Origin of the sequence: Aurantiacibacter flavus, assembly GCF_039710615.1 — a bacterium.
GTDB lineage: Bacteria > Pseudomonadota > Alphaproteobacteria > Sphingomonadales > Sphingomonadaceae > Alteraurantiacibacter > Alteraurantiacibacter flavus.
Window position 1 is genome coordinate 872,615 of the sequence record NZ_JBDLBR010000002.1, and the last position, 22,505, is coordinate 895,119.

Sequence of the window (22,505 nt, forward strand, 5' to 3'; positions counted from 1 at the left end):
CTCTTGCCGCGAGCGATTGCTACCGCCCGTGGTGGAGCAGCAGGGACCGCAACGCGCGGTAACGTCGCGCGATATCATTGAGTTACGAGATTTTGGCGATCCCTGGCAGGATCCGTCGATGGAACGGCCGTTCGCCTTGTCTCCGGACAGGCGCCATATTGCCATCGCACTGCGTCGTGCCGACATTTCCAGCAACAGCTATTGCTATGGCATCCTGCTGTTGTCGCTCGACGATGGCACCCGGCGCTTGCTCGACGTAGGCGGCGAGCCCTTGACCATGAGCAGCGACTACTTTGGGCGGGCCGACAAGCCGAACGGGACTGTGACCAGTTCGCCACTTGCCTGGTCACCCGACGGGCAATGGGTGGCATATATGCGACGCGATCACGGCCGTACCCAGGTCTGGCGGGCAACGCTGGAGGGAAACACCGCGGAACAGGTCACACATGCGCCGGTCGACGTTCGTCGTTTTTCCTGGTCGTCCGACGGGACCGCTATTCGCTTCACGACACGTCCGGGAATACCGGACGCGATCGCTACTATCGCAGAGGAAGGCCGGAGTGGCTTCCATTTCGACGAGCGCTTCTGGCCGCTCAGCGCAGACCGACCGCTCCCACAAGGGGATGTGCCGTTTGTCGAGCAGACGATCGATCTCACTACGCATGCGGTAAGTTCGGTCCAGGCTTCGTCCGTGCGCGCCTCGGGAAAGGATAATGCCGTCGCCCGGCCTGACGACCCGGCGACGTTGGCCTGGCTGGACAAAGACCAGCCGACGGCCTTTCTCTCTCCCATCCGCCTGAAGACGAGCTCGGAGGGAGGTGAGAAGGTTTGCTCCGCACCGGCTTGCACGAATGTCACCGGCTTTTGGTGGGACCGCGACGGGACTATTCTGTTCCTTCGTGACGATAGCTATTCGGGTGGCGGACGGCTGTCCCTTTACCGCTGGAGACCCGGCCCTATGTCGCCAGTGCGGTTATGGCAGACTGACGCGCTATTGATCGGCTGCGTTCTTCTCGAACCTTCGCTTCTTTGCGCGCAGGAAGCGGCAGACCAGCCAAGGCGCCTCGTTCGTGTTGCGGTCAACGATGGCGCGATCACGCCCTTCTTCGATCCGAACCCCGAATGGATAGCCATTCGCACCGGGTCGGTCGAAACACTTGCGGTGGTTTCGGCCGATGGCGCACCGGGTTTTGCGCGTCTCGTACTTCCGCCGAGTCATCACCCCGGTGAACACCATCCGCTGGTCGTGGTTCAATATACCAGCCGCGGGTTTCTGCGCGGCGGAACCGGCGATGAGTATCCCATCCACCTGCTTGCCGACCGCGGCTATGCCGTGCTCAGCTTTCACAAACCACCTCAGCCGGGTGCTGATCCGCCATCGCCGGATCTCGATAGCTTCGTTCGCCGCAATCTTGCCGGGCTCGCTGAACGGCAACGAAACTTCACAGCGCTTGATGCAGCGATCGACGCGGCGATCGCACGCGGTGCGGTCGACCCCGAACGTGTCGCGATCACCGGACTCAGCGACGGAGCGAGTACGGTCGCCTATGCTTTACTGCAGAGCCGCCGCTTCGCGACGGCTATCCTCAGCACCTGCTGCGATGAACCTAGCTTCACGCAGTATCTTTCAGGGCCAGCCTATGCAGCCAACACGGAAAAATGGGGATACCCCGGATATGGCGAAGAAGGCTTCTGGCCCGAATACTCGCTGGCGCAGAACGCCGAGCAGGTGGCGACACCGCCAATCCTCATCCAAGCCTCGGACGAAGAGTATCGGATGGCGCTGGAGACCGTCGCAGCGCTCCACGCGGCGCAGCGCCCGATAGACATGTACGTCTTCCCTAACGAGATGCATGTTAAATGGCAGCCGGAGCATCGTGCAGCGATCTATGCAAGAGTGATCGACTGGCTCGATTTTTGGCAGTACGGCAAAGAAGATGCCGCCCCGGTAAAGCAGGAGCAGTATCGCAGGTGGCACGCGTTGGCGGAGTCCGTTCCCGCACGAGCGTCTGCCTTACCCGGCCCATGATCGTGCCCATGCCTCGGCATCCACGAGGCCGAGGATGCGCCCGGCGCTCCGGCCGGATACAGGCGATTCCGGGCGAAGCTGCTGATCAATCGATGCTCGGTCCAGCAGCCCATTTTCGGCGAGGAGACCATGGAGCAGCATTGCGCGGACCTGATTCTTGCGAGATTCCAGGATGCGCGAAATCATACCGGCGAAACTTCCCTTGCCCTGTCGCTCGAGAATGTCCTTCGGCAGATGATCGGCAAAGGCAGCGCGAGCAACGGCACGATTGCGGCCGCCCGCACACCAATGCCAGCTCGGGATCGAAAGGCAGGTCTCAATAATCGGTTGCGAAAGCAAAGGGGCAATCAGCGGCGCATGCGCCAGCCGGGCATGGCCCTCAAGATAGTTCTGAATACGCAGGATGGCGGCAACATGCGCGCGGCTCCCCGGGTCAGATCGGTCACAAGCCGCAAGCCAGGGGTGTGGAAGCGGTCGAGCTGTTCCCGTCACGACATCGCGAGAGAGAAAATCCGGCGTCCAATGCCATTCCGAATACGCAGAGCGGTGGAAGCTTCGGCGTACGGACTTGATGAGCACCTCCCACCTCCCGACCTCGCATACCTGCGCAATATCGGCAGCTGTTTTCCAAGCTGCCACCAGATGGCGTGAACGCAGGCGATCGCGAACCGGTGCGACCGATGACAGGAAGCAGAAGACATTGTCGCCGCCGTTGCCGGTAAAAAACGCATCCGCTCCGATGCGTCGCGCAGCATTCCAACTCAGACGATCTGTCTCCTGAATAAAGCTGCGTGCGTGTGGTCGTGGCAGATGCGCCGCAGCGGAGACTTCGAGCCGAACTGCGCTTGAATCCGGGAAAACCACCTCAAGGGACTTGCCGAGATAGTCCGCAACGCGGCGCGCGTAGTCGGTTTCATCGAGGTCTGCGCCAGACGCTTTGTAACTAAGACAGTGAAACCTGCTGCCCGCTTCAGCGAGTGCAGCTGCGACGATGCTCGAATCGAGACCTCCGGATAGCTCCAGCAGCGGCCGCTCGAAACGCTCTGCCCATGCCGCAATGCTGCGAAGTATCACATTGTGCAGTCTATCGGACGCGGTGTCGAAGGCGCCGACTGGCGCAGCAATGTACGGCTCAGGTGTCCATATCGTCCGGATGTCTACCCTGTCCGCGCTGATCACCGCCATCGTCCCTGGCAACAGCTCGCGAACTTCCGCCAGACAAGTCTGTTCGGGTCGCGATTCTCGATAGAGCAACAACGCGCCAAGCGCCTGCCAATCCACCACAAAACTTTGCCCTGTTGTCTGCGAAAGCAGTGCTGCGTCCGATGCAAAGCCCCAACCTTCTTCGAGCCGCGTGAAATAGCAGGGATTAGGACCCGACACTCCGCGAAGGATCGAAAGGCCCTGTGGCGAATGCACAAAACCGATATAGGCCCCCCAGCATACGTCAGGCAGTTCGTTGAGCACTGCGATCCTTTCGGCGGCGCTCCTGCCATCCGCGCCAGATCGCCTGAAGAGCTCTCCTACGATCACACCGGGCGTCGCCTCTAGCCTTGTCATCTGCAGATCCCTGTCCGCAATCAGGGTCAACCAAGGCAGTCGGCAAACGCAGGACATGCCTTTGGCCACCCCTTTGGCGATCGCCTTTTCGATCACCGCCGCTGGAGCCTCGATCAGCGCGACGTAGCGGCGAGACATGTGACGAGGATCGGTGTGTATCGAACGACATGATCGAGCGTATCGTTGAGCAATGTCGTGCCGGTTTGGACCCAGCAATGCGCACCGAAAGGGTGCACGGTCACGCCGAAGGCAAGCGTTGCCGCATGGCCGTACCGGTTGAGAAACATCGACAAAGCCAATGAATCGGGGAGGCACGATGTCTGATGCTTGGGGAACCAGGCACGAATACGCGCGAATTCCATAGCCAGGTCAGTCACGGAAATGCGCGATGCGGACTGCCCACTACCAGTATTGCAGCGCGAGACCTCGACAACGAGTTTCTGCAAGGGCGTCCTTCGCACTTGTCGCCGCATCCGCACCAGAGTCCACACCGCTTCAACAGCGCGCGTGATGCGGAAGCGGTCTCTTAAATCAAGGAGCGGGAGGGCTTCGGTGGGAGCCGGCAAAGTGCAAGGCTGCACATTGCCGGGATCGTCTTGCCGGGCAGGGACGACGAGCGCGTTTTTAATCAGAGCCTCGGGCATGGCGATGCGAGCGTCGTCCTGATCGTTCCATTGCTGAAACGCACGATTTACGCTGCGAGGGAGCGCAAAGTAGCGATCGCGCGACAGGTCGAGAAACACGGCCTGTCCATCCACCCAACAAAAGCTCACATGATTGGCGAGACGCCACATAGGGATATCCGACGATAAGCTGGCGCGCCAAGCGGCGCGCCAGCGCAGGCGGGTTCGTTAATCGTCGGCGATGCCGGCGACACGCTGCAGTCCGCCGATATCGAACGGCTCGAGGCCGTCGCCCTGGGTCTCGACGCTGGCGGCGCCGAGATCGACGAGTTCGCGAAGGTCTTGCATGTCCATGATCATCTCCTTGGTTCCGCCGCGATGAGTCGCGGCAGTCCAAGAGTCCGGACCGCGCCGACAAATCCCAAGTTTATATGGAACGTATTTGCAGGAAGTTCTGCAGCAATAATTCAGTCGGTCGCGCGGTAGCGCAGGCGCAGCAGTTCAGGCACAGCCGCAATCCGTCGCCGATGGTAGCGCCCGAGCAGGACGCGGATCTCGCGTCTTTCGGCTTGCGCCAAGGCGGCGAGCTCTTCGTAGCAATCACCGAACCAGCGTTCCTCTCCAATCCGAACCGCATGAAGCCGGTCGTTGAGTGCGGCGACCGTCGCGAGCTGTTCGCAGTTGCCGGACAGCCGTGCAATTCCCGTAAAAAGCGCTTCTGCCTGCTCAGCAATGGAACCGGGCGGCCCTGCATCAATTTGCGCAGCCGGCAGACCGCCAGGGCGCGGCGCCGCGAGCAGCAGTTGCAGATTCCAGGCATAGAGGTCGCGCAGGTCGGGTTCGGTGAGTAAGGGCACTTGGAAGCCCTCGCCCGCCGCATCGACCATACGCTCGCCGGTCAGCCGATAGAGCGCATCGCGCACTGGTGTGATGCTCGCGGCGAGCTCGTCGGCAAGTGCTGCGGGATCGAGCCGCGCGCCAGGCGATCTGCGCCCCTCGCGAAGCATCTGCTTGAGGCCGCCATAGACCCGATCGAACACCGGTGCCGCATTCATCGCGAAGCACTCAGCGACTGCCGTCAGTATCGTCGAGGCTGCGGCGGAACGCGGCGACCATCTCCGCTTGATCTGGTCGCAATGCATCGATCGCACCGATCCGGTCGGGAAGGCGCTCGCCGAGAAGCACCGAAGGACACAGCCCTTCCCAATTGCCAAGATTGGGACGATGCTGGCGATAGCCGACCAGTGCGGCGAGCTCGGGCGGGAAATGACGCGCTACCTCGGGCGGATAGGCGAGCCACTGATTTTCATAGGGCTTCAGCCAGCCGAGCGCATAGGAGACGATCATTCCGCGCCGGATGGCATCACTGCGATTGCCGCCCGCACCGTGCAGCGTCGACCCCAGAAAGATCAGCGCTGAGCCCGGTGGCATCTCGACTGCAAGCTTGTTCGCCGGCTCCTCGGCATCAAGCGCATGCGCACCATGGCTGCCGGGATAGACGAGCGTCGCGCCATTTTCCTGCGTGTAGGGCGTAAGCGCCCACATCACATTGACCAGATATTCGACTTCGCCCTTCACCCCTTCCCACATGTCCTGGTCGCGGTGCGGCACTTGCTGCGGGGCGCCAGGATGGATTTCGATTGCCTGGGTGAGGTTGAGCTGGATCGTGTCGCACCAAGGCCCCAGTGCGCCCTCGACAAGCTCGAGGACCAATGGATGCTGGACGAAGGCAGCCGCGTGCTTTGAGCGGGTCAGTAAACGCCCGAAGCGTTTGGTATGCTGGCCGTAGAAATCGCCGCGGCAGAAATCTGTCATCGCGAATTGGGGTGCGAGGTCGGCTTCGAGCGCTGCCGCCTGCGCAGGCGAGACCAGGTCGGGCACGACACAATAGCCGTGCATCTGCAGCTTCGCCTGCCAATGATCGGCAGCGGAGAAAGGACGCTCAATTTGCGTTGCCATAGTCTTCTCCTCAGGCCGCGTATCGGACAGGTTGCGGCGCGACGACCAGCTCTGGAACGATCCCCGCGCGCGCGAGCAGATTCGGCGTCTCGGGACTGATCGCGATCCGCAGTGCGCCCAGCAGCGTTGCGCCATTCTCCCTTGGCAGCCCTAGCGGCTCGCAGTCCCAGCCGAAGGCGAGGATCTGCTGCAGCCAGGCTATCTCGGCGACGCCGGTATAGGCCTCAATGCCGTTTGCCAGCGCATAGTCAGCAAGCGCACAGACAAGCGTGTCGCGCACCCGGCGGCGCTGGCGCGCGTTCTGGCGTGGGTCCAAAGCGAAGCGGGTGACTTCCCGTGTCGTCGGCCCTATCGGAACCGCTCCCTCACACAGCTCGGGAAACAGCGTGTCGAGAATATGCGGTCGCTCGGTTTCAAGCAGTCGTGCCGAGCCGAGATGTTTGCCGGCCTTGTCAGAAATAATGAGATAGACTGCGTGAGGATCGTCGAACTGATCCACCTCGAAGCGCTCGGCTACCACCGGGACATTCCAGCCGAGCAAGTCGACGAAGATACGCTTGCGCGCTTCAAACATTGCGGCAAGGAGGCCGTCAAGTTTGCCCTGCGTGCGGCTAAGGGTCGTCAAATACATGATTTTCGCTCCCGTCTGATGGACGGAGTGATCCTCTCTCCAGATGCCCATGCGGCCTATCCCCATTTCTGGGGATAGGCGTGCGCTAGCGCCGGAAAATGTCGCTGAACGAAATCAAACCGTCGAACAAAGCGCGCACGGCGAGGACCGAGCGCTTGGGCACGTCATAACGTTCTCGCGCCTGTTTGAGATGCTGAGTGACCGTTTCCTGGCTCAGCCCCAGAATTCGCGCGATCTCCCAATCGGTCTTGCCGCGCGCCATCCATAACACGCAATCGCGCTGGCGTTCAGTGAGCGTGGGGACATGTGCATCGAAGCTGCGCATGCCGTTGATCCGGCGTGCGGCCTCGAAGGCGAACGCGCCTGCCAATTGTGCGAGCGGAAGAATGTCGACCGGCACGGCCCGGTCAGGCTCCACTGCGAACGAACAGGAGCCGGTCGCTTCGCCCGGAACATGCGCTGGGACAGTGAAGCCGTCGCCAATCCCGCGCTCGCGCGCGCATTGCAGGACATACCGATCTTTCGCCGTGAGCCGGATCATTTCGGGCACGCGCTGCCAGGTGAAGCCGATGCTCGTTGCCTGACTGGCACGGTGGACGGGATCGCTTACCCCGAGGCGACGGTCGTCGAACCAGGCAACCCACTCGTCAGGATAATTGTGCAGCCGCACCGCCGCATGGCCCGCCGCCGCGAAGTCGACATGATGTGCCAGTGCGAAATAGTCGAAACCCAAGTTATCAGAGACGCAAGCAAGCGCCTGTACCAGATCGGCGTTGGTCGACGCCTGTCGTGCCAGACCGAAGAACTCTCTGGCTATGCCTAGTCCACTCATCGTCAGCATCGATCGCGGAGGCGTTTCCCAAGCCGCCGGATCCCGCAAATCGCCTTTTGTAGGCTCGGGGGCTTTGCTCTCATGTTGCGCGCCCGAATCCGCTACACCACCACCTTTCCGACACCCCGTTGGCCCACTCCCCATTTCAGGGGAAAGCGCAGCACCTTAATGCGTGTTGTGCTTGCGGCATCTTTTTGGAGATGCCGATCATGCGCTATCTGGCCCCAGCTCGTCCCAAAATGCAAATATTTGCATATTGTTCGCAGTATATTTGCGGCAGCTGTGATTGCAGTTGCGTCCGCGGTACTTTGAGCAATGGCTGATCGACCTGTGGGAAGGGCGCCCGATGGCAGCGATCCGCAAGCCTATCGCTGGCTTGCCTCGCTCGACCGCGCAGGCTGGGCGTGGGAATGGTTACGGCGCGATCCCGATTATCGCGGCGCCCGGCGACCCGAAACCCAAGCCTCTGCGGAGCTGCTTGTCCTTCCCGCTGGCAGCGCCGATCCGCAGCGAGGGTTGCTCTTTCGCAGAGGACCCCAACCGTTCGGCCCAGGACGCCGCGATTTTTTTCGACGCAGCGACCGATGCATGGGTGCTGCCCTGCGAAATCGTTGATAGCGGCCAGGAGACTGTTGATCTCCTGCGCTCGGGTTGCTTTTCGGCCCTGCTGCGCGGCGATGACCCTTGCGAGCACGTGCTGATCTCCGACGGCATTCGCCGTGTGCGGCTCGATGTGCAGGGCGGGAGTCTGCGCGATGGCCCGGCGGTGCTGCGGTTTTGCTTCACGGGATTGGAGAGGGTTGGCGAGCCGCTGACGACGCTTCGCCGGCTTGCTGCCTTCGAGAGATTGGGGCGCATGCCTCGCCACTTGTTCCCCGCCGAGCGGCGCGCGGAGCGCTGGACGCTTGCTTTACGTGCGCACGACGCAAGGACGCACGGCGCCAGCCAGCGTGAAGTGGCTGAAGCATTGTTTGGAGTTGCACTCGCTCGGAGCGAGTGGGACGTAGCGTCAGATCATCTGCGCTCCAGGATCCGGAGGCTGCTGCGCTTGGGTAATGGTATGATTGCGGGCGGATGGCGAACTTTGCTCGCTCCTGCTTCGACCAGAGCCGCACAACCAAGAGATCGAGAGAAAAAGACAGTCACGCTGCTTGTCAGGGGAGAGCGGTCGGAGGTAAGGCTCTCGGCGGTCCGACGTGGAAACCCGCCATGACCGATAGGCTCCCGCGTGCCGATCTGTACAGAGCCATTTTAATGCGGTGATAGTGAACGAAGGCGCCATCGCCGGGGCAGGCTTTAGTCACGTTCATGCTGCCAACAATCCGACAGCCCATGCCTGGATCGTTGCAATTCGGAGCACCTGCCGGCCATCCTTCGCACTCGGTTTCAGATCTCCAAGTCTGTCTCATAAACCGATCTGATCCAGTCGGGCAGGCGTGACAAGGCGAAGACAAGCCGCCCGTTTGCGAATGTCAGGCAATGGCTCGGCGGTTCGTTTAGGCGGGAATTATCGAACACCAGACCTCGATCCGCTTTAAGAACTGCAGCGCGGATCAACGGTGCGCCACGCGCATATCGGGTGAGGATTTTGTTCTCAGGCACGATATGTCCGCCTTCCTCGACGCGCGTACCAACCCGCTCGACGGAGAGGTCTGGCGTGTTGACGCCGACATGCATCACTATGATGGTGAAACCTCGCTCACGCGCTTCGTCGATCAGTTCGAGCTTTGAGGGATGCGAGAAGACTGTTTCGGTCACGAAATCCCGACGGCGTGCGAGATAGTCGGCCCGGCGTGAAGACGCGATTTCGGCAGCTTTATAAGATGCCGCTGGAGAGGGATCGCGCAGTTCATCGCGCTGGATGATGTCGGCGTTGATGAAAGGTCCTGCGAAACCTGGTGCCACGCGCGTCTCGTAGAGGGTCGACTTACCGGCGCCGTTGGGTCCGGCAAGCACGATCATCGTCGGCGTCATGCCTTGCGCGTGGCCTTCTCTCGTACCAGATTTCCGGCTGCATCAAGACCAATGCCCAGGCCAAGCTGCTGCCGTCGGGCAAAGAAAGCATCCTCGTCGGGGCCCGGCTGTGTCATCTTCTCGACAAAGCTGTCGAGCCAGACGTCTTTTTCCTCATCAGTGAGGTTGGTTGTTTCGAGGTCTCCGGCGAGCGCAGCTGTGATGCGGGCATGATCGAAATTGCCCGATTTCTCGATGGCGCGGCCTATGCGCACCCAATGCGCGATCTGGCCGGCAATCGAGCGGCTTTGCAACTCGGACTCGCGGCGGACGATTTTCATGATGTCATCAGCAAGTTTGACAGACTGAGCCATAGGTAACCTCCATCCAAGAGGTAGCATTTTGCCACCTCATCTTCAAGCACGTCTTGCAATGTGAATCTAGGCGCGGCACCGCTACCTCGGGATGGCGTCGGGCACGGCGCAAAAGTCGGCGCGAGCTTTTCGACGATACCACGGGCGCCCGCTGAAATCGGAGCCCATGCCGAGACTATGACTAATATTCTGTGCGGCTGTCTCGGGGAGTTTCGCTGATCGGCTCGCGGAACTCCAGGCGCCAACATAACGGATTTTGTCCGGCTTGCTTCCGCTCCATGGCGGGTGCCGGGCATTGACGCGCCGACTTATGGCTCCTCCTGCGCCGATGCACGAACCCGCTGGACGGGGTTGGCTATGGCGGTGAGGAGCCCTCCGGGCATGACCGTTTGCACTGCGCTACACGGGCAGACCCGTTCGGCTCCTTCAACCTGAGGAATCGAACGATGAACGATCTTGTCCCGGTCGAAGCGCTGAATAATGATGCCCTGCTGCATCACTCGGATCAGGGAAGCCAAGGTGGATTCAATCGGTCAACGCAACGCGTTGTTTATCGATTTACGCGAGCCACCGGTCAAATGCTTCAGCCGGCATTCTCCAGCCCAGCGTCTTGCGCGGTCTCCCATTGAGCGTTGCTGCCACGGCCGCAAGGGTATCGGCGCTATGTGTGCTGAGATCGGTGCGCTTGGGAAAGTAATGGCGCAGCAGCCCATTGGTATTCTCGTTGGTGCCGCGTTGCCAAGGGCTTTGCGGGTCGCAGAAGTAGACCTTCACGCCGGCGTCGACTTTCAGGCGCGCATGCTGCGCCATCTCCGCGCCCTGATCCCAGGTGAGTGACCGTCGCAGCTCTTGAGGCAAGGTGGTGATGGTACGTGTGATAGCATCCCGAACCGCCTCGGCTCCGTGTCCGGCCAGCGCCGGTCCGTTCTTGATGGCCGGACCAGCCCCGTGACCTTCCATGCGCGGCAGGTGCAGTAGCATCGTGTAGCGTGTCGTGCGTTCTACCAGTGTGCCGATCGCCGAGCTTCCGATTCCGAGGATAAGGTCGCCTTCCCTGTGACCCGGCACTGCGCGGTCGTCGGCTTCGGCAGGGCGCTCACTGATCGTGACCTCGGTGACACGAAACTTTCCCGCGCTGTCCGACCGCGCCGCGGCACAGGTAGAGCGCGTCCGCTTCGCAGACATGCGGTAAGGTCACGACGCAGGGCGCTGCGGCCTTGTACGAAAAGCGCCTGATATATGGCTTCGTGACTGATGCGCATGCTGTGGTCATCCGGACAGTCGATGGGCAGACGCTTGGAAATCTGCTCCGGGCTCCATGCCTTTGACCAGCGTCGGTTTTGCCGCGGTCCATGGCGCCGCCCCTTCCAGGATACCCTGGGACCGGTGACTGGCCTATCGCCGGGCTTGGCGACGGCCCCGCTCAAGCGATCTTCGACCCAGCAGCGTAGGGTGTCGTTCGCTGCTAGTCTAGCGGACCTTCGGACGGCGCACCGCGCGTTCGGCATGCCACTGAGCTGTCGTCGCACGATATTCGAAACTGCCACTACGGGTTGCCGCGTTGCGCCGGATCTCGCGGGAGACTGTCGAGGCTGCTCGACTGAGTCGGCGCGCAATCTCACGCAAGCCATGCCCTTGGACCAGTAAGAGCGCGATCTCTTCGCGCTCCACCAGTGACAAATATCTGCCCGACAAGGGCTTGGTCGAACGCCTGAACTCCGCTGGTGGCATACCGCCCGCCTCCCGAAACCAACGGCTTCCAACCGGTTGTGACGCTCCAACCTTTGCCGTTGTTGCCTCGCTGCTCATCCCGGCAGCAACATACTCCCAGAACATTGCACGCTGATGCCGATTAGCAACCGGTGGTCTCCCAGGAGACCTCAATTGTGGTCGTGTGCACCGATCTGAACGCCGCCTCTTGATATCCATCGCTCGCCTCCATTTTTGAAGCGTTGCATCGACCGATTGAATCCGCCCAATATACCAGCGAGCAGTTCCAGCGCCTGATGGCCGATAATGGGGTCACCTGCTCGAGGAGCCGGTCCGGCAATGTATGTGACTTACCGGTCATACCCAAACGGCATGTTAAACAGCCGGTATTGCCGGATGCGGACACACCCCTGCGCGGGAGCGAAGATCAGTCGTCTGCCCGCTGGAAGACACACCAGATGAACTTCTGCGCGGTACCCCACGGGGTGAGGTGTTCCTCGCGCCAGTCGTCCAGCAGCGTGAACTCGCTCCCAAGTGCAGCGGCCAAGCTTGCGGCATCATGCCGCTGCACCGGCAGGCCACTGCATTTTTCCGGTCCGTCGGGCGCGAAAGTGGCGATGATGACGTGCGCATCGGGCGCGGTTCCCGCCAGCAGGGCGCGACGAAAGGCAGTCTGTTGCTCCGGCTCGGTCAGGAAATGGAACACGGCCCGGTCGTGCCACACGCCGTAGCGGCGCGGCGGGTTCCAACGGGTGATGTCGGCGACCTCCCATTGAACGCGCGCCGCCTTCTCGCCGAGCCGGGCCTGTGCAGCTGCCAGCGCCGGGGCTGCAATATCAACTACGGTCACATCGCTCCACCCACGCACAAGCAAGGCATCGACAAGAGTCGACGCCCCGCCACCGATGTCGACGAAAGGCGTTGTGGCGGGCAAGCCAAAACGAACCAGCGCATCGAGCGAGTGGCGTGGCTCGCTCTGGAACCAACTGACGTCACCTGGGGCCTTGTCGGAATAGACCCGGCCCCAGTGCTCCTGTGGTTGACCTGTCATGTCTCACATTCCCATCCTTACAGGCGTCCTGCCGTTTCGGCTGCGCAAAGCCCGAGCAGAATCGCGCCAAGCAGCCGGCGCGCCCGCTACCCGCCCGGCACCAACCGGGCCATCATGCGTATCACGCTATGGCCGCCTGATACCTTGCATCCACCACTTCCCAATCGAGATCTGCTATGAAGGCATCGACATAGCGCGCGGCGGCGGCACCGTAATCCATGTGAAAGCTGTGCTCGTACATATCGAGCGCGATCAGCGGTGCGCCACTTGCAGCGCCATGGTCGCGAAATAGCACGGATAGCCAAGGCGCACCATTTCCTCAGTCATCATACCAGACAGATTGAGCACGCCGACCGCAAGGACGACAAATGCAACAAGGCCCTGCAGGACCAGCTGGACCATTTTGATCACCCGAGAAGAGGATGCGGTAGTCGTCATGGTCACTTCCTTTGTATGTCCTGCACGCGGGGCTGCGCTCGGGAGAGGACCTGCGGTTCGCCCCCAGTGTCCGAGCCGGATCGAGATCACACCACCCAGATCACGTAGTTCGCATCACGGACTGCAGTGGTTACATGCGGTGGTCAAAACAGCCCCGTCGGGGCGGCTGCCGCGCTCGCCAGTTCAACCGCCGCGGGTTCAGGGCGCCGCCGGCGAGGATCGCCGACACCGGAGGTCTTATCCCGGTGGATCGAAGGCCCGCAATGCATTACGCGGCGTGAACAAATTCGATCGGCGGCTATTCGCTGGGCCATCCTAGAGGCGGCCTTTGGGGTCGACATTCTGCCCAGCATTCCAAAGGCGCCGTTCATGCACGGCCAAGTCAAGATCTGAGCATCCCATGGCATTTCTGGCCGATCAGAGAATATCCCGTTCGCGCACATGAGGCGTGGTCGTTCGCAGCATAGTAGCCTCATCCATAGCCGCGGTACATTTATGGCTTGTTGCAGTGTGACTGCTACCGTTCTCGCCTTATCGAATCGACATCCTCATTCGAAGGATGGCTTCTCCGGTGCCCTAGTCCCGTACCCACCGCTGTGTCACGGTTCCAGCATGCAGCTGGCGCTATGATGCCAGATGCCCTAGACCAGATTTTATCCCGGTCGTACAGGCGCGCTTCCAAACAAAAGGAGAGTATTCATGACCAATGCCGATTTGGCCGAGCAACTCGCTGAAGCGTATGGCCTCACCAAGGCCGACGCCCGCAAGTACGTCGATAACGTGTTCGGGGCGATCGTGGACGCGGCCACCAAGGGAGAAGAGGTGGCGCTCAACGGTTTCGGGAAGTTCAAGGTGAAGGAAAGCGCCGCGCGCAAAGGCCGCAACCCTGCGACCGGCGAGACGATCCAGATCGCCGCATCGAAGAAGCTCGCATTCTCGCCCGCCAAGGCGGTCAAGGACAAGCTGAACGGCTGACCGGTCTTGAGTTCGTCCGCGTCTTTTTGAAGGCGCGGACACCCGGCCTTCGGCCCTCGAACGAAGGTGGGGCGCCACAATAGGTCGATGAGCCCGCGAGCTGTCGAAAGGTCGGCCGAGGAGGAACGCGACCACCCGTGCCAGGGTTTGCCATGGCGCTGATAGACTTCGATGATGCCGATTTGCGTGCAGTCGGTCATGTTGTCCCGAGCCTAAGCATATATCGGCATTCGATGGCTTTAACGAGGATTCGTCTGCTCATGCCGGAATGGCCGAGTTTGGGGCGCGTCCGGCAGGCAAGTTTTCAGACCCTGTCTTCGGAATGCCGCCATCCCGGTTCGACGTAGATCGGCCCGCCGAGGTCGCCAACAAAGCGGTCATCCTGGTATCCGAGCGTTTGCACTCAAAGCCGGCGTCGGTTCAGGTCAAAACATCGACTGCTTATAGGTGCCGATGCCCTCCACCTATATGGCAAGAATGGGGCGTATTCTGTTGAAGAAGTCGTTGCCGGAGCTCGGTGTGGCTCGCGGCTGGCACCGGGCGAGCGGCGTTGTAATCCCGCTCAGGCGGGTGCGAGGCCCGGCATCGGCTTCATTTTGGCCAGTTTGCGGAGGTTCTGGGCTGCGGCGGCGAGGTGGAACTCGTCTTTGGCTCCGTTGGGACCGCGCAGGCGCAAGCGGTCCAGCTTGAGGTGCGCGAACAGCATCTCGACCTTCTTGCGCTGTCTGCGCGAGACGAGATAGGCATCGGTGCTAGCGATCTCGCGCGCCATGTCGCGTGCGCCTTCGTGGACCGAACGCATGATCTTGCGGGCTGCCAGCTTCGGCGTGCAACGTTCCTTCAGATTGCAGGCACCGCAGTCCTTCTCGCGGGCCCGATAGCGGATGAAGCCGTCGGCATTGGCGCGCGGGCGCGGGGTGCTGAAGTTGCGGTTGGATGGACGCAGGCGATTGCCGCCGGGACAGACATAGCTGTCATCCTCATGGTCGAAGGTGAACGCCGACCGCTCGAAGGTATCATCGCGCCGCGCGGACTTGTCGAACATCGGGATATGCGGCTCGATGCCCCGGCCCTCGACCAGCCAGGCCAAGTTCGGCGCAGAGCCATAGGCGGTATCGGCGACCAGCTTCTCGGGCCACAGCCCGAAGCGGTCCTGCGTGCGCTCGATCATCCGGCGCTGGGCGGTGACCTCGGCCTGCCGGATCGCGGTCGTTGCCTCGACATCGACGATGACGGCATGATCGAGATCGATCAGATAGTTGGTGCTGTAGGCGTAGAAGGCCGACCCGCGCGTTGCCGCGGTCCAGCGCGAGGCTGGATCGGTCAGGTTGATGCGCTTGGGCGTGACCGGCGTCGCCCCGCCGAACGCGGCATCGTCGAGCACCTCGAGATACTCGGCGACAGCGCGGCCCGCCGCTTCGGACGGAAGACCTTCTTCTCCTGGCACCGAACGCTGCCGGTGAACATCGGCGCGGATCAGGCTGGCATCGACCGCGAAGCCCTCGGCGCCCACCAGCCCTTCGGCCATGCAGCGCTCGACGGTCAGCTCGAACAGCTTGCGCAACAGATCGCTGTCGCGAAACCGGCCGTGACGGTTCTTCGAGAAGGTCGAGTGATCGGGCACAGCGCCATCGAGATCGAGCCGGCAGAACCAGCGATAGGCGAGGTTGAGATGCACCTCCTCGCACAGCCGCCGCTCCGAGCGAATGCCCATGCAGTAGCCCACGATCAGCATCCGGATCATCAACTCGGGATCGATCGAAGGCCGCCCCGTCGCGCTGTAGAACGGCTTCAGGTGCTCGCGGATACCGGACAGATCGACGAACCGGTCGATCGCGCGCAGCAGGTGATCGCCCGGCACATGATCCTCGATCCGGAAGCTGTAGAACAGCGCTTCCTGCATCACCGTCCGCTCGCCCATCATACCAACGTCTCCGCTTGCCTGCGGATCACTGAATCAGCACTTCACCCCAATCACAAGCGGGAGTTTTTCAACGGAATACACCCCCTTGCGGACGTTCGGTGCTCGCTCGGGCAAAATAACCTATCGTAACCTACTTATGGTCATTTACCCGATCATTCCTGTCTGCTTTGCAGGGTAGAGTTGGGTGCTAGAGCAGTTAATCGAAAGTCTAAACCGCCTTTTGCCTTCGTGCGGAATAGCTTGGCCAACGCCAAGTAGCAAACCACGGCGGCAATCGCCCCGACAATTCCGTCAAGAGCATAGTGCCAGCCCAATGCAATCGAGAGGGCAAACATTGTCAGCCAGGCCGCAATGGCGATGGGAAGCCATCGGCGCGCGAAAACAAAAAAGACGATCACGATCCATGAACTCATCGTGACATGCATTGACGGCATCGCCGAAATGCCGCTTCCGGCCCCAAAGCTCTCGTTGGCGTAGATCGACCAAAGATAATCCGCCACGGCGACCGTCTCGGGCCCGCCATCCAAACCTTCGAAGCGCGGTCCGTACCCCATGCGCTCATAGAAAATTGGTCCTGCGGCGGGCAGGATCGAATGGATCAGCGGGCCAACCACCGACCATAAAGCAAAATAGCTCAGGAGAATAGCGGACCTGTTTGAAGAGAAAGGCGCGAAAGCAGCGATTAGTAGCGAGCCAATCATCAGCAGGAACCAAATTGGATGGTAAACGAGTCCAGCGTTGGGGAAGCTTAGCCAGCCCAAGGTCTGCCAAGGATCGTGGCCTAGAAAAAGAATGGCATCCCATTTGGCCAGTAAAGGATCCGCCCAGAAAGGAACAAGATAATTCAATAGGGGCTTGACCCACATGAAGGAAACCATATTCATTCCGGCGAGAAGCATCACCAAAGCTACAAAGAGAAGCTTTCTTTTTTCGCGGGAAAGATATGCGACTGCTTCGGCAGCCGGTCGCTTCACTCCGTGGAGAGCCATCCAAACGAAACCAAATATCGTACTAATTGCGAAAGCTCCGGCCATCCATGCAGGAAGGATGGCGAGCGCCGGTAGCAAGCCAGAAACAGAAGGTATCAATGTCAGCGCCGCGGTGGCAGTAACGATCGTCAACACGATGCTGGGTAGCAGCCATTCCTTCTCCCGCAATGTAGTTCCCTATCATGAATTATAAACGGATTGTTTCAGGAGTGCGCAAGCCTCGCCAAAGCCGACTAAGAGGGCTCTGTAACGAAGAATGGTAAATCTCGAGTGAAAGCCGCACGCCGATGTCCGCTAAACACCCCACGAGCGGTCATGAGCGGTGCTGATGCGCGATCCCGAAAGCGGTATGGCGTCTTTGCCTCGCTCCTGGACAATTCCTGCCGTTCGGCAAGCGGCCCAGGAGGCGCCATAATCTGCCGTAAGAACGAACGGCCGGTTTCAGGCGCCAGCGCGCAAGCCGCGAACGGCAGCAATGTTGTCGGCTGCGGACGCAGTGCCCGCCTCCTGAGTGGCGGCTGCTCCCGACCGATTTGCGTCGGTCCGGTCCGGATGTCGGAATGGCTGTTCACGCCGGAACCGGCCCTGATTAGAAGCCGAGAATGAGCGATCTGCGCTGCTGGTCCTCCAGCGAAATCACGTAGTGGACGAGGGCCTGGCATTCGTCGATCGATCGCTCGATGAGGTTTCTGAGCGTGTCGAGCGTGGTGCGTTGTCGGTCGTTCAGACCGGATAGCGCTTCACCGATCTCATTGACGTCGTGATTGGCGGCGAACATGAACATTTTGCCTAGCAGGCCCGTCAGGGCGTCAGAAACCTGTACCCAGGGCGCGGTCCGGGAGTCGACGAAGGTAAAATTCGTTAGCGGCGAAGTACCATCCGCGAGGTTCAAGCCAGCCAGATAATTCTGGATTGCCTTCTCGATGTCGAGGACGTGCGCCGAATGTTTGAACAGCGACAGTCGGTGCAGGTAAAAGCTGCCGAAGCCGTCAATCAGCACATTGGCGGTTTCGTCCTCCAGATAGGGGAGGCTTTCTAAGCCCGCCGCGATCTTCAGCACTCCCTTGAGCATCTGGAAATTGAAGTCGGGAAGCCAAGCTCGCCGCGCTTCGAGCAAGTCGCGCAGTTCTACGATGAAGGCCGCCCGATTGGCTCGGCCGACATCAGGATAGCTGTAGCGACCGAGAAACTCCGCAGTCTCGTCAGGATTGTCCCGAAGCAGCGTGAAGAGGTCGTTTTTCAGAAGCGGCGCGATTGCCATTAGTTCGCGGTCGCCATGCTCATCGATGATCGAGTCAATGACATCGACAATCGACCAATAGAGCGGGTTGAATACCTGATAGTGTACGAAGACATCGGCAGCGGATAGCCAATCGAGGAAGGCACCGATCTTGGGTGCGTTCAGCAGGCTGAGGAAGTCGCCCTTGCCAAGCTGCTCCAGCTTCAGTTCCAACGATGATTTCTGGAGATGGAAGGCCTGTCGCAAATCCTCAAAATCGAGGGCGGGCGCGGGGCCGAAGTGGGCGACCCCGCCCAACACGAAACATTGGGGAGCCCGGACATTCAGACCGTCCGGCGTCAGGTGGAGCCGCCGAATGTTGTTAGTTTCGTCGTAATGGAGCTTGAAAACACGGTCGAGGCCGGTCAGCCCGTTCAAGAGGATCGTTGGGTCGCGGATGACATTGACGTCGAGCATGTTCGCACTGGATCCTTCCTTCTCGTCCACTCAAGTTCGGGTTAGAGGGGCGGTATGGCCTCTGGTAGTAAAAAGACTCGCGCAAGGACGAAGCGCCCTGACCCCATGCGAGACCTAGGCCGTGTTGACAAAAGGGATTCCCAACCGCCCCAAGTTCTGATTCAAGACTGCTTTTTGTGGAGCGGTCATGGGTCGCGGGGATTTATCAGACGCGGAATGGGAGCTGATCGGGCCGCTGCTGCCGCCTGAGCGGGGTCGGTGGGCGCGTCCATCGGGCGATAACCGGCGCTTCCTCAATGGCATGCTCCACGTGTTGCGGGTCGGCTGCCCCTGGCGCGACATGCACGAGCGCTACGGCAAGTGGAACTCGGTTTACGTCCGGTTCCGGCGCTGGGCTGAACAGGGCGTCTGGGATGCGCTGCTGGAAACGCTGGTCGATATCGGACTGACCGATGACTGGCAGCACATGATCGATAGCACTAGCATTCGCGGCCATGTCTCGGCAGCGGGCGGAAAAGGGGGGCTTGTGCGAACGCTCTTGGTCGATCACGCGGCGGCTTTACGAGCAAGATCCACGCCCGCTGTGACAATCAAGGACTGCCTCTCGGCTTCATCCTGACCGGCGGGGAGGCCTCCGATTATACAGCTGCCGAACCGCTGATGACGATCCCCGTTGCCACGCCCAAGGCATTTTTGGCGGACCAGGGCTATGATGGTGATCGCTTCCGGGACAGCCTGCTGATCCGAGGTATCCTGCCGATCATCCCGCCCCGCTCGAACCGCAAGGTGCCCGACCATCCCGACTATCGCCGCTACCGGGACCGCAACCGCGTCGAGCGAATGTTCGGCAAGCTCAAGCAGCAGCGTCGGATCGCTACCCGCTACGACAAGACTGTCCTATCGTTCGAGAGCTTCCTCAACCTCGCTGCCACGCGCCTATGGCTGAAGTCTTTTGTCAACACGGCCTAGTCGCAAATGCCGTCGATTTTCTGACGCTTGCGACGGAGGAGTTCAAGGAAAGGCCGAAGCATTCGATCATCGCCTTTCATTCGGCTGTAGAGCTGTTCTTGAAAGCTCGGCTGATGGAGGAGCATTGGAGTCTGGTCGTGAGCAGGACGCCCGACCTGACGAGCTTTGAGAGCGGTGATTTCGTGTCGGTCACATTCGAGGAGGCGTGCCAGCGCCTCGCGAAAATTGTGGGCAGCCCGATTCCTGAGCGTGCTCGGCTGACGCTCGACGTCATCCGCAAGCACCGCAACAAGATGGTCCACTTCTTTCAGGACATCGACGATCCTGTGACGCGCGAACAGATGGCGATGGAGCAGCTCAACGCGTGGCACGCACTCATCGGCCTGATCGGTAGCCAATGGCGGGATGTATTTGACCGCTTCCAGCTCGACATTGACGCGCTTGACGGTCGGTTCGCCGAGCACCGCCTCTATCTCCAGTCACGCTTCAACAGCCTCGCGGAGAAGCTTGCCAGCCTGAAGGGCGAAGGCAAGGTGCTGGCGGCCTGCGGTCGATGCGGCTTCGAGGCCGCCGAGACGACGCCTGTCCTGCACGAGCTTCACAGCGCGAAATGCCATGTATGCCATTTCGCACCTCATTGGCTCGCGCTGGAATGCACCCATTGCTCGGCAGAGTTTCGGGCCGACGGCGACGAAACGTCGACCTGTGAAGCCTGCGACACGGTCTTTGATGCATCTGATATCGCTGAAATCGTCGATGACGATCCGGTCACGACGGACAATTATTATGATCGGGTTACACCGGCCAACTGCACGCGTTGCGACGGGCATCAGACCGTCGTCTTATTCCATGACCATTATCTCTGCACCGGCTGCCTTGAGCTCACCGATCACATCAGCGCCTGTGGCTGGTGCGGGGAAGGAAGCAACGGCGACATGGAGGGAAGCGATTGGAAGGGCTGCAATTATTGTGATGGCCGTAAGGGCTGGGATCGCGACTAGCCGCGGCCCTCCTCGCCAAAGCATAAATCGGTATTGTCGTGTAGGCGGAAAGTTGGTTGGGCGCTTTGGTGCGCCGACGCTATAGCAGTTGCATGAGCACAGATCCGCAACCCCACCCTTATCGGCGCTGTTTTGTCAGCGGGAATGATCCCGCGACAACGGCACGCCTGGTTGAAATGGTCCGCGCGTTGGGCATCGAAGCCGCGAGCACAGATCAGATTCGCGTGGGGCAGACCATCACCCAGGAAGTCGTTCGGCTTATTACCGACGCCGATTTCATCGCGGTCGTGATTACCGACCGCGCACAGGCGTTTGTTGCCTACGAACTTGGTCTTGCGCAGGGGCTTGGGAAGCCGGCATTTGTCGTATTCGTTGGGGGGCAGGCCCTGGATCTCGCCAGCGCATACATGGTGTCCATCGCCGATGACAGGGAAATCGAGAGCGTTGCTGACGATCTTGAGCGTTTCGTGCGACATGCCAAACGGCCTGGCACGCCACCCTCGCGCGGCGAACCTGCACCAGCACAGCCGCTCGATTGGGCGCGTGACAGGTTGAAGGCGCTGCGGGCTGAAAACGGGCCAGATCGCTATCGGGACTTCGAGGTACTTTGTGCCGAGATATTTCGGGCTGCGGACGCTGAAGTCGCACTTGTCGGCGATGATCGGACCGTCGGGGCCGACCTTGTCGTCTGGCTGAACGATATCGCTTTTGAGCTCGGTGGACCGACATTGGTGGAATGCAAATTCTACGGCGGAGGCGTCGGCAGTGTTATCAAAAATTCTGAGGCCACTGTCCGCAGTATCGAGGCGGTGATGGATCGCAGCGACGCCAAGCTGGCGCTTCTGGTCTATGACCACGATCGTTTGAAAGCGCCGCCGAGCCTTCATGAAACGCCGCGCGTTCTTTCGCTCGCGATCGAGGACGTGATTCAAGCCGTCGAGCACGGTAATCTCGACAAAATGATCCTGAAGCGGCGGGAGCGCGCATTGTTCGCGGGGCGTCCACAGTGACGCTGGACCCGGCATGGATCGCCAGCGAATTGGCCGAGATCGATAGCCTAGGCGAGAAACCGCAAGATAAGGGAAAGCGGCTCGAAACGCTGATCGCCGCAATTTTCTCGGATGTCGAAGGCCTTCATTTCGAGCTGTCCAACCTCAAGAATTTTTACAAGACCGAGGAAATCGATCTTCTGTTCTGGAATGATCGCGAGCGGCACGGCCTGCATTTTCTCGACTGCCCCCTGATCGTGGAATGCAAAAGTTCGAAAAGCGCTCTGTCTGGACGTGACCTTCGTTATTTTGCGACCACTCTTGCCGACAAGGGGCGCAGCAGTGGCGTTCTAGTGGCGCTGTCCGGTGTCGCCGGAAAGGAGACGGCCGCGACGGCGGGTTTCTACCACATGACGGTGGCGCTGACGCAAGGGGTGAGCGTCCTGCTTATTACGCGGGAGGATTTGCTGTCGCTTACATCGGGTGCAGGCTTGGTCCCTCTGCTCAAACGACGCTTGCTGTCGCTTGTGACTTCACAGGTTCTCGACGCGGGCGCTGCGTCGACCTAGCAAACTCCCGAAACTGGACCCTGTAGACGCCGCCTCAGCATACTTCGTTCTTAAGTCCGATAAGAGTTAGAAGCGGGGATTAGCCGATTGTCGCGTCGCGCGGCTTACGTTGCTCTGCCACCTGAATTTTGGACCATTCGCAGCTAGAGTTTTCGGCCGTAGATTTCCTTGGCTGGGCAAGGAGTCGTGGCATGAAGGCATCGAAGTTCACGGACGCTCAGAAGGCGTTCGTC

General features: G+C 60.5%; 22 protein-coding genes and 2 pseudogenes. 8 read left to right on the forward strand and 16 right to left on the reverse strand.

The features are described from left to right. Positions 1-28 precede the first annotated feature (28 nt). Positions 29-2,029: an Atxe2 family lasso peptide isopeptidase gene (locus ABDJ38_RS08860; RefSeq protein WP_346784725.1), complete on the forward strand. Its 2,001-nt coding sequence runs from the start codon at positions 29-31 to the stop codon at positions 2,027-2,029. On the opposite strand, the gene ABDJ38_RS08865 is transcribed toward ABDJ38_RS08860, so the two are convergent. The 7 genes from ABDJ38_RS08865 to ABDJ38_RS08895 form a co-directional block, all read right to left on the reverse strand. After that, positions 2,015-3,727, reverse strand: coding sequence for an asparagine synthase-related protein (locus tag ABDJ38_RS08865; protein ID WP_346784726.1), 1,713 nt, complete (start codon positions 3,725-3,727; stop codon positions 2,015-2,017). The genes ABDJ38_RS08860 and ABDJ38_RS08865 overlap by 15 nt on opposite strands. Next, positions 3,703-4,383, reverse strand: coding sequence for a lasso peptide biosynthesis B2 protein (locus ABDJ38_RS08870; RefSeq protein ID WP_346784727.1), 681 nt, complete (start codon positions 4,381-4,383; stop codon positions 3,703-3,705). The genes ABDJ38_RS08865 and ABDJ38_RS08870 overlap by 25 nt, the downstream gene beginning before the upstream one ends. Positions 4,384-4,440: 57 nt before the next feature. Next, positions 4,441-4,566, reverse strand: a complete 126-nt coding sequence (locus ABDJ38_RS08875; protein WP_346784728.1) for a benenodin family lasso peptide — start codon at positions 4,564-4,566, stop codon at positions 4,441-4,443. A gap of 113 nt (positions 4,567-4,679) precedes the next feature. Continuing rightward, entirely contained in the window at positions 4,680-5,267 is a 588-nt protein-coding gene (locus tag ABDJ38_RS08880) for a GntR family transcriptional regulator (RefSeq protein WP_346784729.1), read from the reverse strand. Positions 5,268-5,277: 10 nt separating this feature from the next. Next, positions 5,278-6,171 carry a phytanoyl-CoA dioxygenase family protein gene (locus ABDJ38_RS08885; RefSeq protein ID WP_346784730.1) on the reverse strand — a complete coding sequence of 298 codons (894 nt, stop codon included), beginning with the start codon at positions 6,169-6,171 and terminating at the stop codon, positions 5,278-5,280. 10 nt (positions 6,172-6,181) lie between these two features. After that, positions 6,182-6,802 (reverse strand): acyl-homoserine-lactone synthase, encoded by a 621-nt coding sequence (locus tag ABDJ38_RS08890; protein ID WP_346784731.1) that lies wholly within the window; start codon positions 6,800-6,802, stop codon positions 6,182-6,184. An 85-nt stretch (positions 6,803-6,887) separates the two neighbouring features. Then, the gene (locus tag ABDJ38_RS08895; protein WP_346784732.1) at positions 6,888-7,634 is read right to left on the reverse strand and encodes a helix-turn-helix transcriptional regulator; all 747 of its coding nucleotides are present in this window, start codon (positions 7,632-7,634) and stop codon (positions 6,888-6,890) included. A gap of 315 nt (positions 7,635-7,949) precedes the next feature. Between ABDJ38_RS08895 and ABDJ38_RS16960 the strand changes: the two genes are divergently transcribed. Together ABDJ38_RS16960 and ABDJ38_RS16965 are read left to right on the forward strand one after the other, a co-directional pair. Further along, positions 7,950-8,249 (forward strand): transcriptional regulator domain-containing protein, encoded by a 300-nt coding sequence (locus tag ABDJ38_RS16960; protein WP_429771095.1) that lies wholly within the window; start codon positions 7,950-7,952, stop codon positions 8,247-8,249. A gap of 151 nt (positions 8,250-8,400) precedes the next feature. Then, the gene (locus tag ABDJ38_RS16965; RefSeq protein WP_429771102.1) at positions 8,401-8,847 is read left to right on the forward strand and encodes a DNA -binding domain-containing protein; all 447 of its coding nucleotides are present in this window, start codon (positions 8,401-8,403) and stop codon (positions 8,845-8,847) included. Positions 8,848-9,020: 173 nt separating this feature from the next. Here the strand turns inward: ABDJ38_RS16965 and ABDJ38_RS08905 are convergent, their stop codons facing one another. The 6 genes and pseudogenes from ABDJ38_RS08905 to ABDJ38_RS08930 all read right to left on the reverse strand — a co-directional run bounded on the left by ABDJ38_RS08905 (position 9,021) and on the right by ABDJ38_RS08930 (position 13,160). Continuing rightward, positions 9,021-9,608 carry an ATPase gene (locus ABDJ38_RS08905; protein ID WP_346784734.1) on the reverse strand — a complete coding sequence of 196 codons (588 nt, stop codon included), beginning with the start codon at positions 9,606-9,608 and terminating at the stop codon, positions 9,021-9,023. After that, positions 9,605-9,961 carry a ParD-like family protein gene (locus tag ABDJ38_RS08910; RefSeq protein ID WP_346784735.1) on the reverse strand — a complete coding sequence of 119 codons (357 nt, stop codon included), beginning with the start codon at positions 9,959-9,961 and terminating at the stop codon, positions 9,605-9,607. Before ABDJ38_RS08910 ends, ABDJ38_RS08905 begins: the two co-directional genes overlap by 4 nt. Before the next feature lie 558 nt (positions 9,962-10,519). Continuing rightward, positions 10,520-11,890, reverse strand: a pseudogene (locus ABDJ38_RS08915) (IS30 family transposase). A gap of 208 nt (positions 11,891-12,098) precedes the next feature. Then, on the reverse strand, positions 12,099-12,722 hold the full coding sequence (locus ABDJ38_RS08920; RefSeq protein ID WP_346784736.1) for a class I SAM-dependent methyltransferase: 624 nt from the start codon (positions 12,720-12,722) through the stop codon (positions 12,099-12,101). A 121-nt stretch (positions 12,723-12,843) separates the two neighbouring features. Then, positions 12,844-12,942: a hypothetical protein gene (locus tag ABDJ38_RS08925; RefSeq protein ID WP_346784737.1), complete on the reverse strand. Its 99-nt coding sequence runs from the start codon at positions 12,940-12,942 to the stop codon at positions 12,844-12,846. A 32-nt stretch (positions 12,943-12,974) separates the two neighbouring features. Then, positions 12,975-13,160, reverse strand: a complete 186-nt coding sequence (locus ABDJ38_RS08930) for a hypothetical protein (RefSeq protein ID WP_346784738.1) — start codon at positions 13,158-13,160, stop codon at positions 12,975-12,977. Between the two features lie 699 nt (positions 13,161-13,859). On the opposite strand from ABDJ38_RS08930, the gene ABDJ38_RS08935 reads away from it, so the two are divergent. Next, the gene (locus ABDJ38_RS08935; protein ID WP_346784739.1) at positions 13,860-14,135 is read left to right on the forward strand and encodes an HU family DNA-binding protein; all 276 of its coding nucleotides are present in this window, start codon (positions 13,860-13,862) and stop codon (positions 14,133-14,135) included. Positions 14,136-14,697: 562 nt separating this feature from the next. On the opposite strand, the gene ABDJ38_RS08940 is transcribed toward ABDJ38_RS08935, so the two are convergent. The 3 genes from ABDJ38_RS08940 to ABDJ38_RS08950 all read right to left on the reverse strand — a co-directional run bounded on the left by ABDJ38_RS08940 (position 14,698) and on the right by ABDJ38_RS08950 (position 18,744). Beyond that, entirely contained in the window at positions 14,698-16,059 is a 1,362-nt protein-coding gene (locus ABDJ38_RS08940; RefSeq protein ID WP_346784740.1) for a transposase, read from the reverse strand. A 152-nt stretch (positions 16,060-16,211) separates the two neighbouring features. Next, positions 16,212-17,216: a phosphatase PAP2 family protein gene (locus tag ABDJ38_RS08945; protein ID WP_346784741.1), complete on the reverse strand. Its 1,005-nt coding sequence runs from the start codon at positions 17,214-17,216 to the stop codon at positions 16,212-16,214. Between the two features lie 421 nt (positions 17,217-17,637). Next, the gene (locus ABDJ38_RS08950; RefSeq protein ID WP_346784742.1) at positions 17,638-18,744 is read right to left on the reverse strand and encodes a hypothetical protein; all 1,107 of its coding nucleotides are present in this window, start codon (positions 18,742-18,744) and stop codon (positions 17,638-17,640) included. 187 nt (positions 18,745-18,931) lie between these two features. Here ABDJ38_RS08950 and ABDJ38_RS08955 point away from each other — a divergent pair. From ABDJ38_RS08955 to ABDJ38_RS08970, 4 genes and pseudogenes are all read left to right on the forward strand, one after another. Further along, positions 18,932-19,713: pseudogene (locus tag ABDJ38_RS08955) on the forward strand (IS5 family transposase). Continuing rightward, positions 19,683-20,714 (forward strand): hypothetical protein, encoded by a 1,032-nt coding sequence (locus ABDJ38_RS08960; RefSeq protein WP_346784743.1) that lies wholly within the window; start codon positions 19,683-19,685, stop codon positions 20,712-20,714. Before ABDJ38_RS08955 ends, ABDJ38_RS08960 begins: the two are co-directional and overlap by 31 nt. Positions 20,715-20,806: 92 nt before the next feature. After that, on the forward strand, positions 20,807-21,724 hold the full coding sequence (locus ABDJ38_RS08965; RefSeq protein ID WP_346784744.1) for a restriction endonuclease: 918 nt from the start codon (positions 20,807-20,809) through the stop codon (positions 21,722-21,724). Beyond that, positions 21,721-22,272 (forward strand): restriction endonuclease, encoded by a 552-nt coding sequence (locus tag ABDJ38_RS08970; protein ID WP_346784745.1) that lies wholly within the window; start codon positions 21,721-21,723, stop codon positions 22,270-22,272. The genes ABDJ38_RS08965 and ABDJ38_RS08970 overlap by 4 nt, the downstream gene beginning before the upstream one ends. Positions 22,273-22,505: the final 233 nt, after the last annotated feature.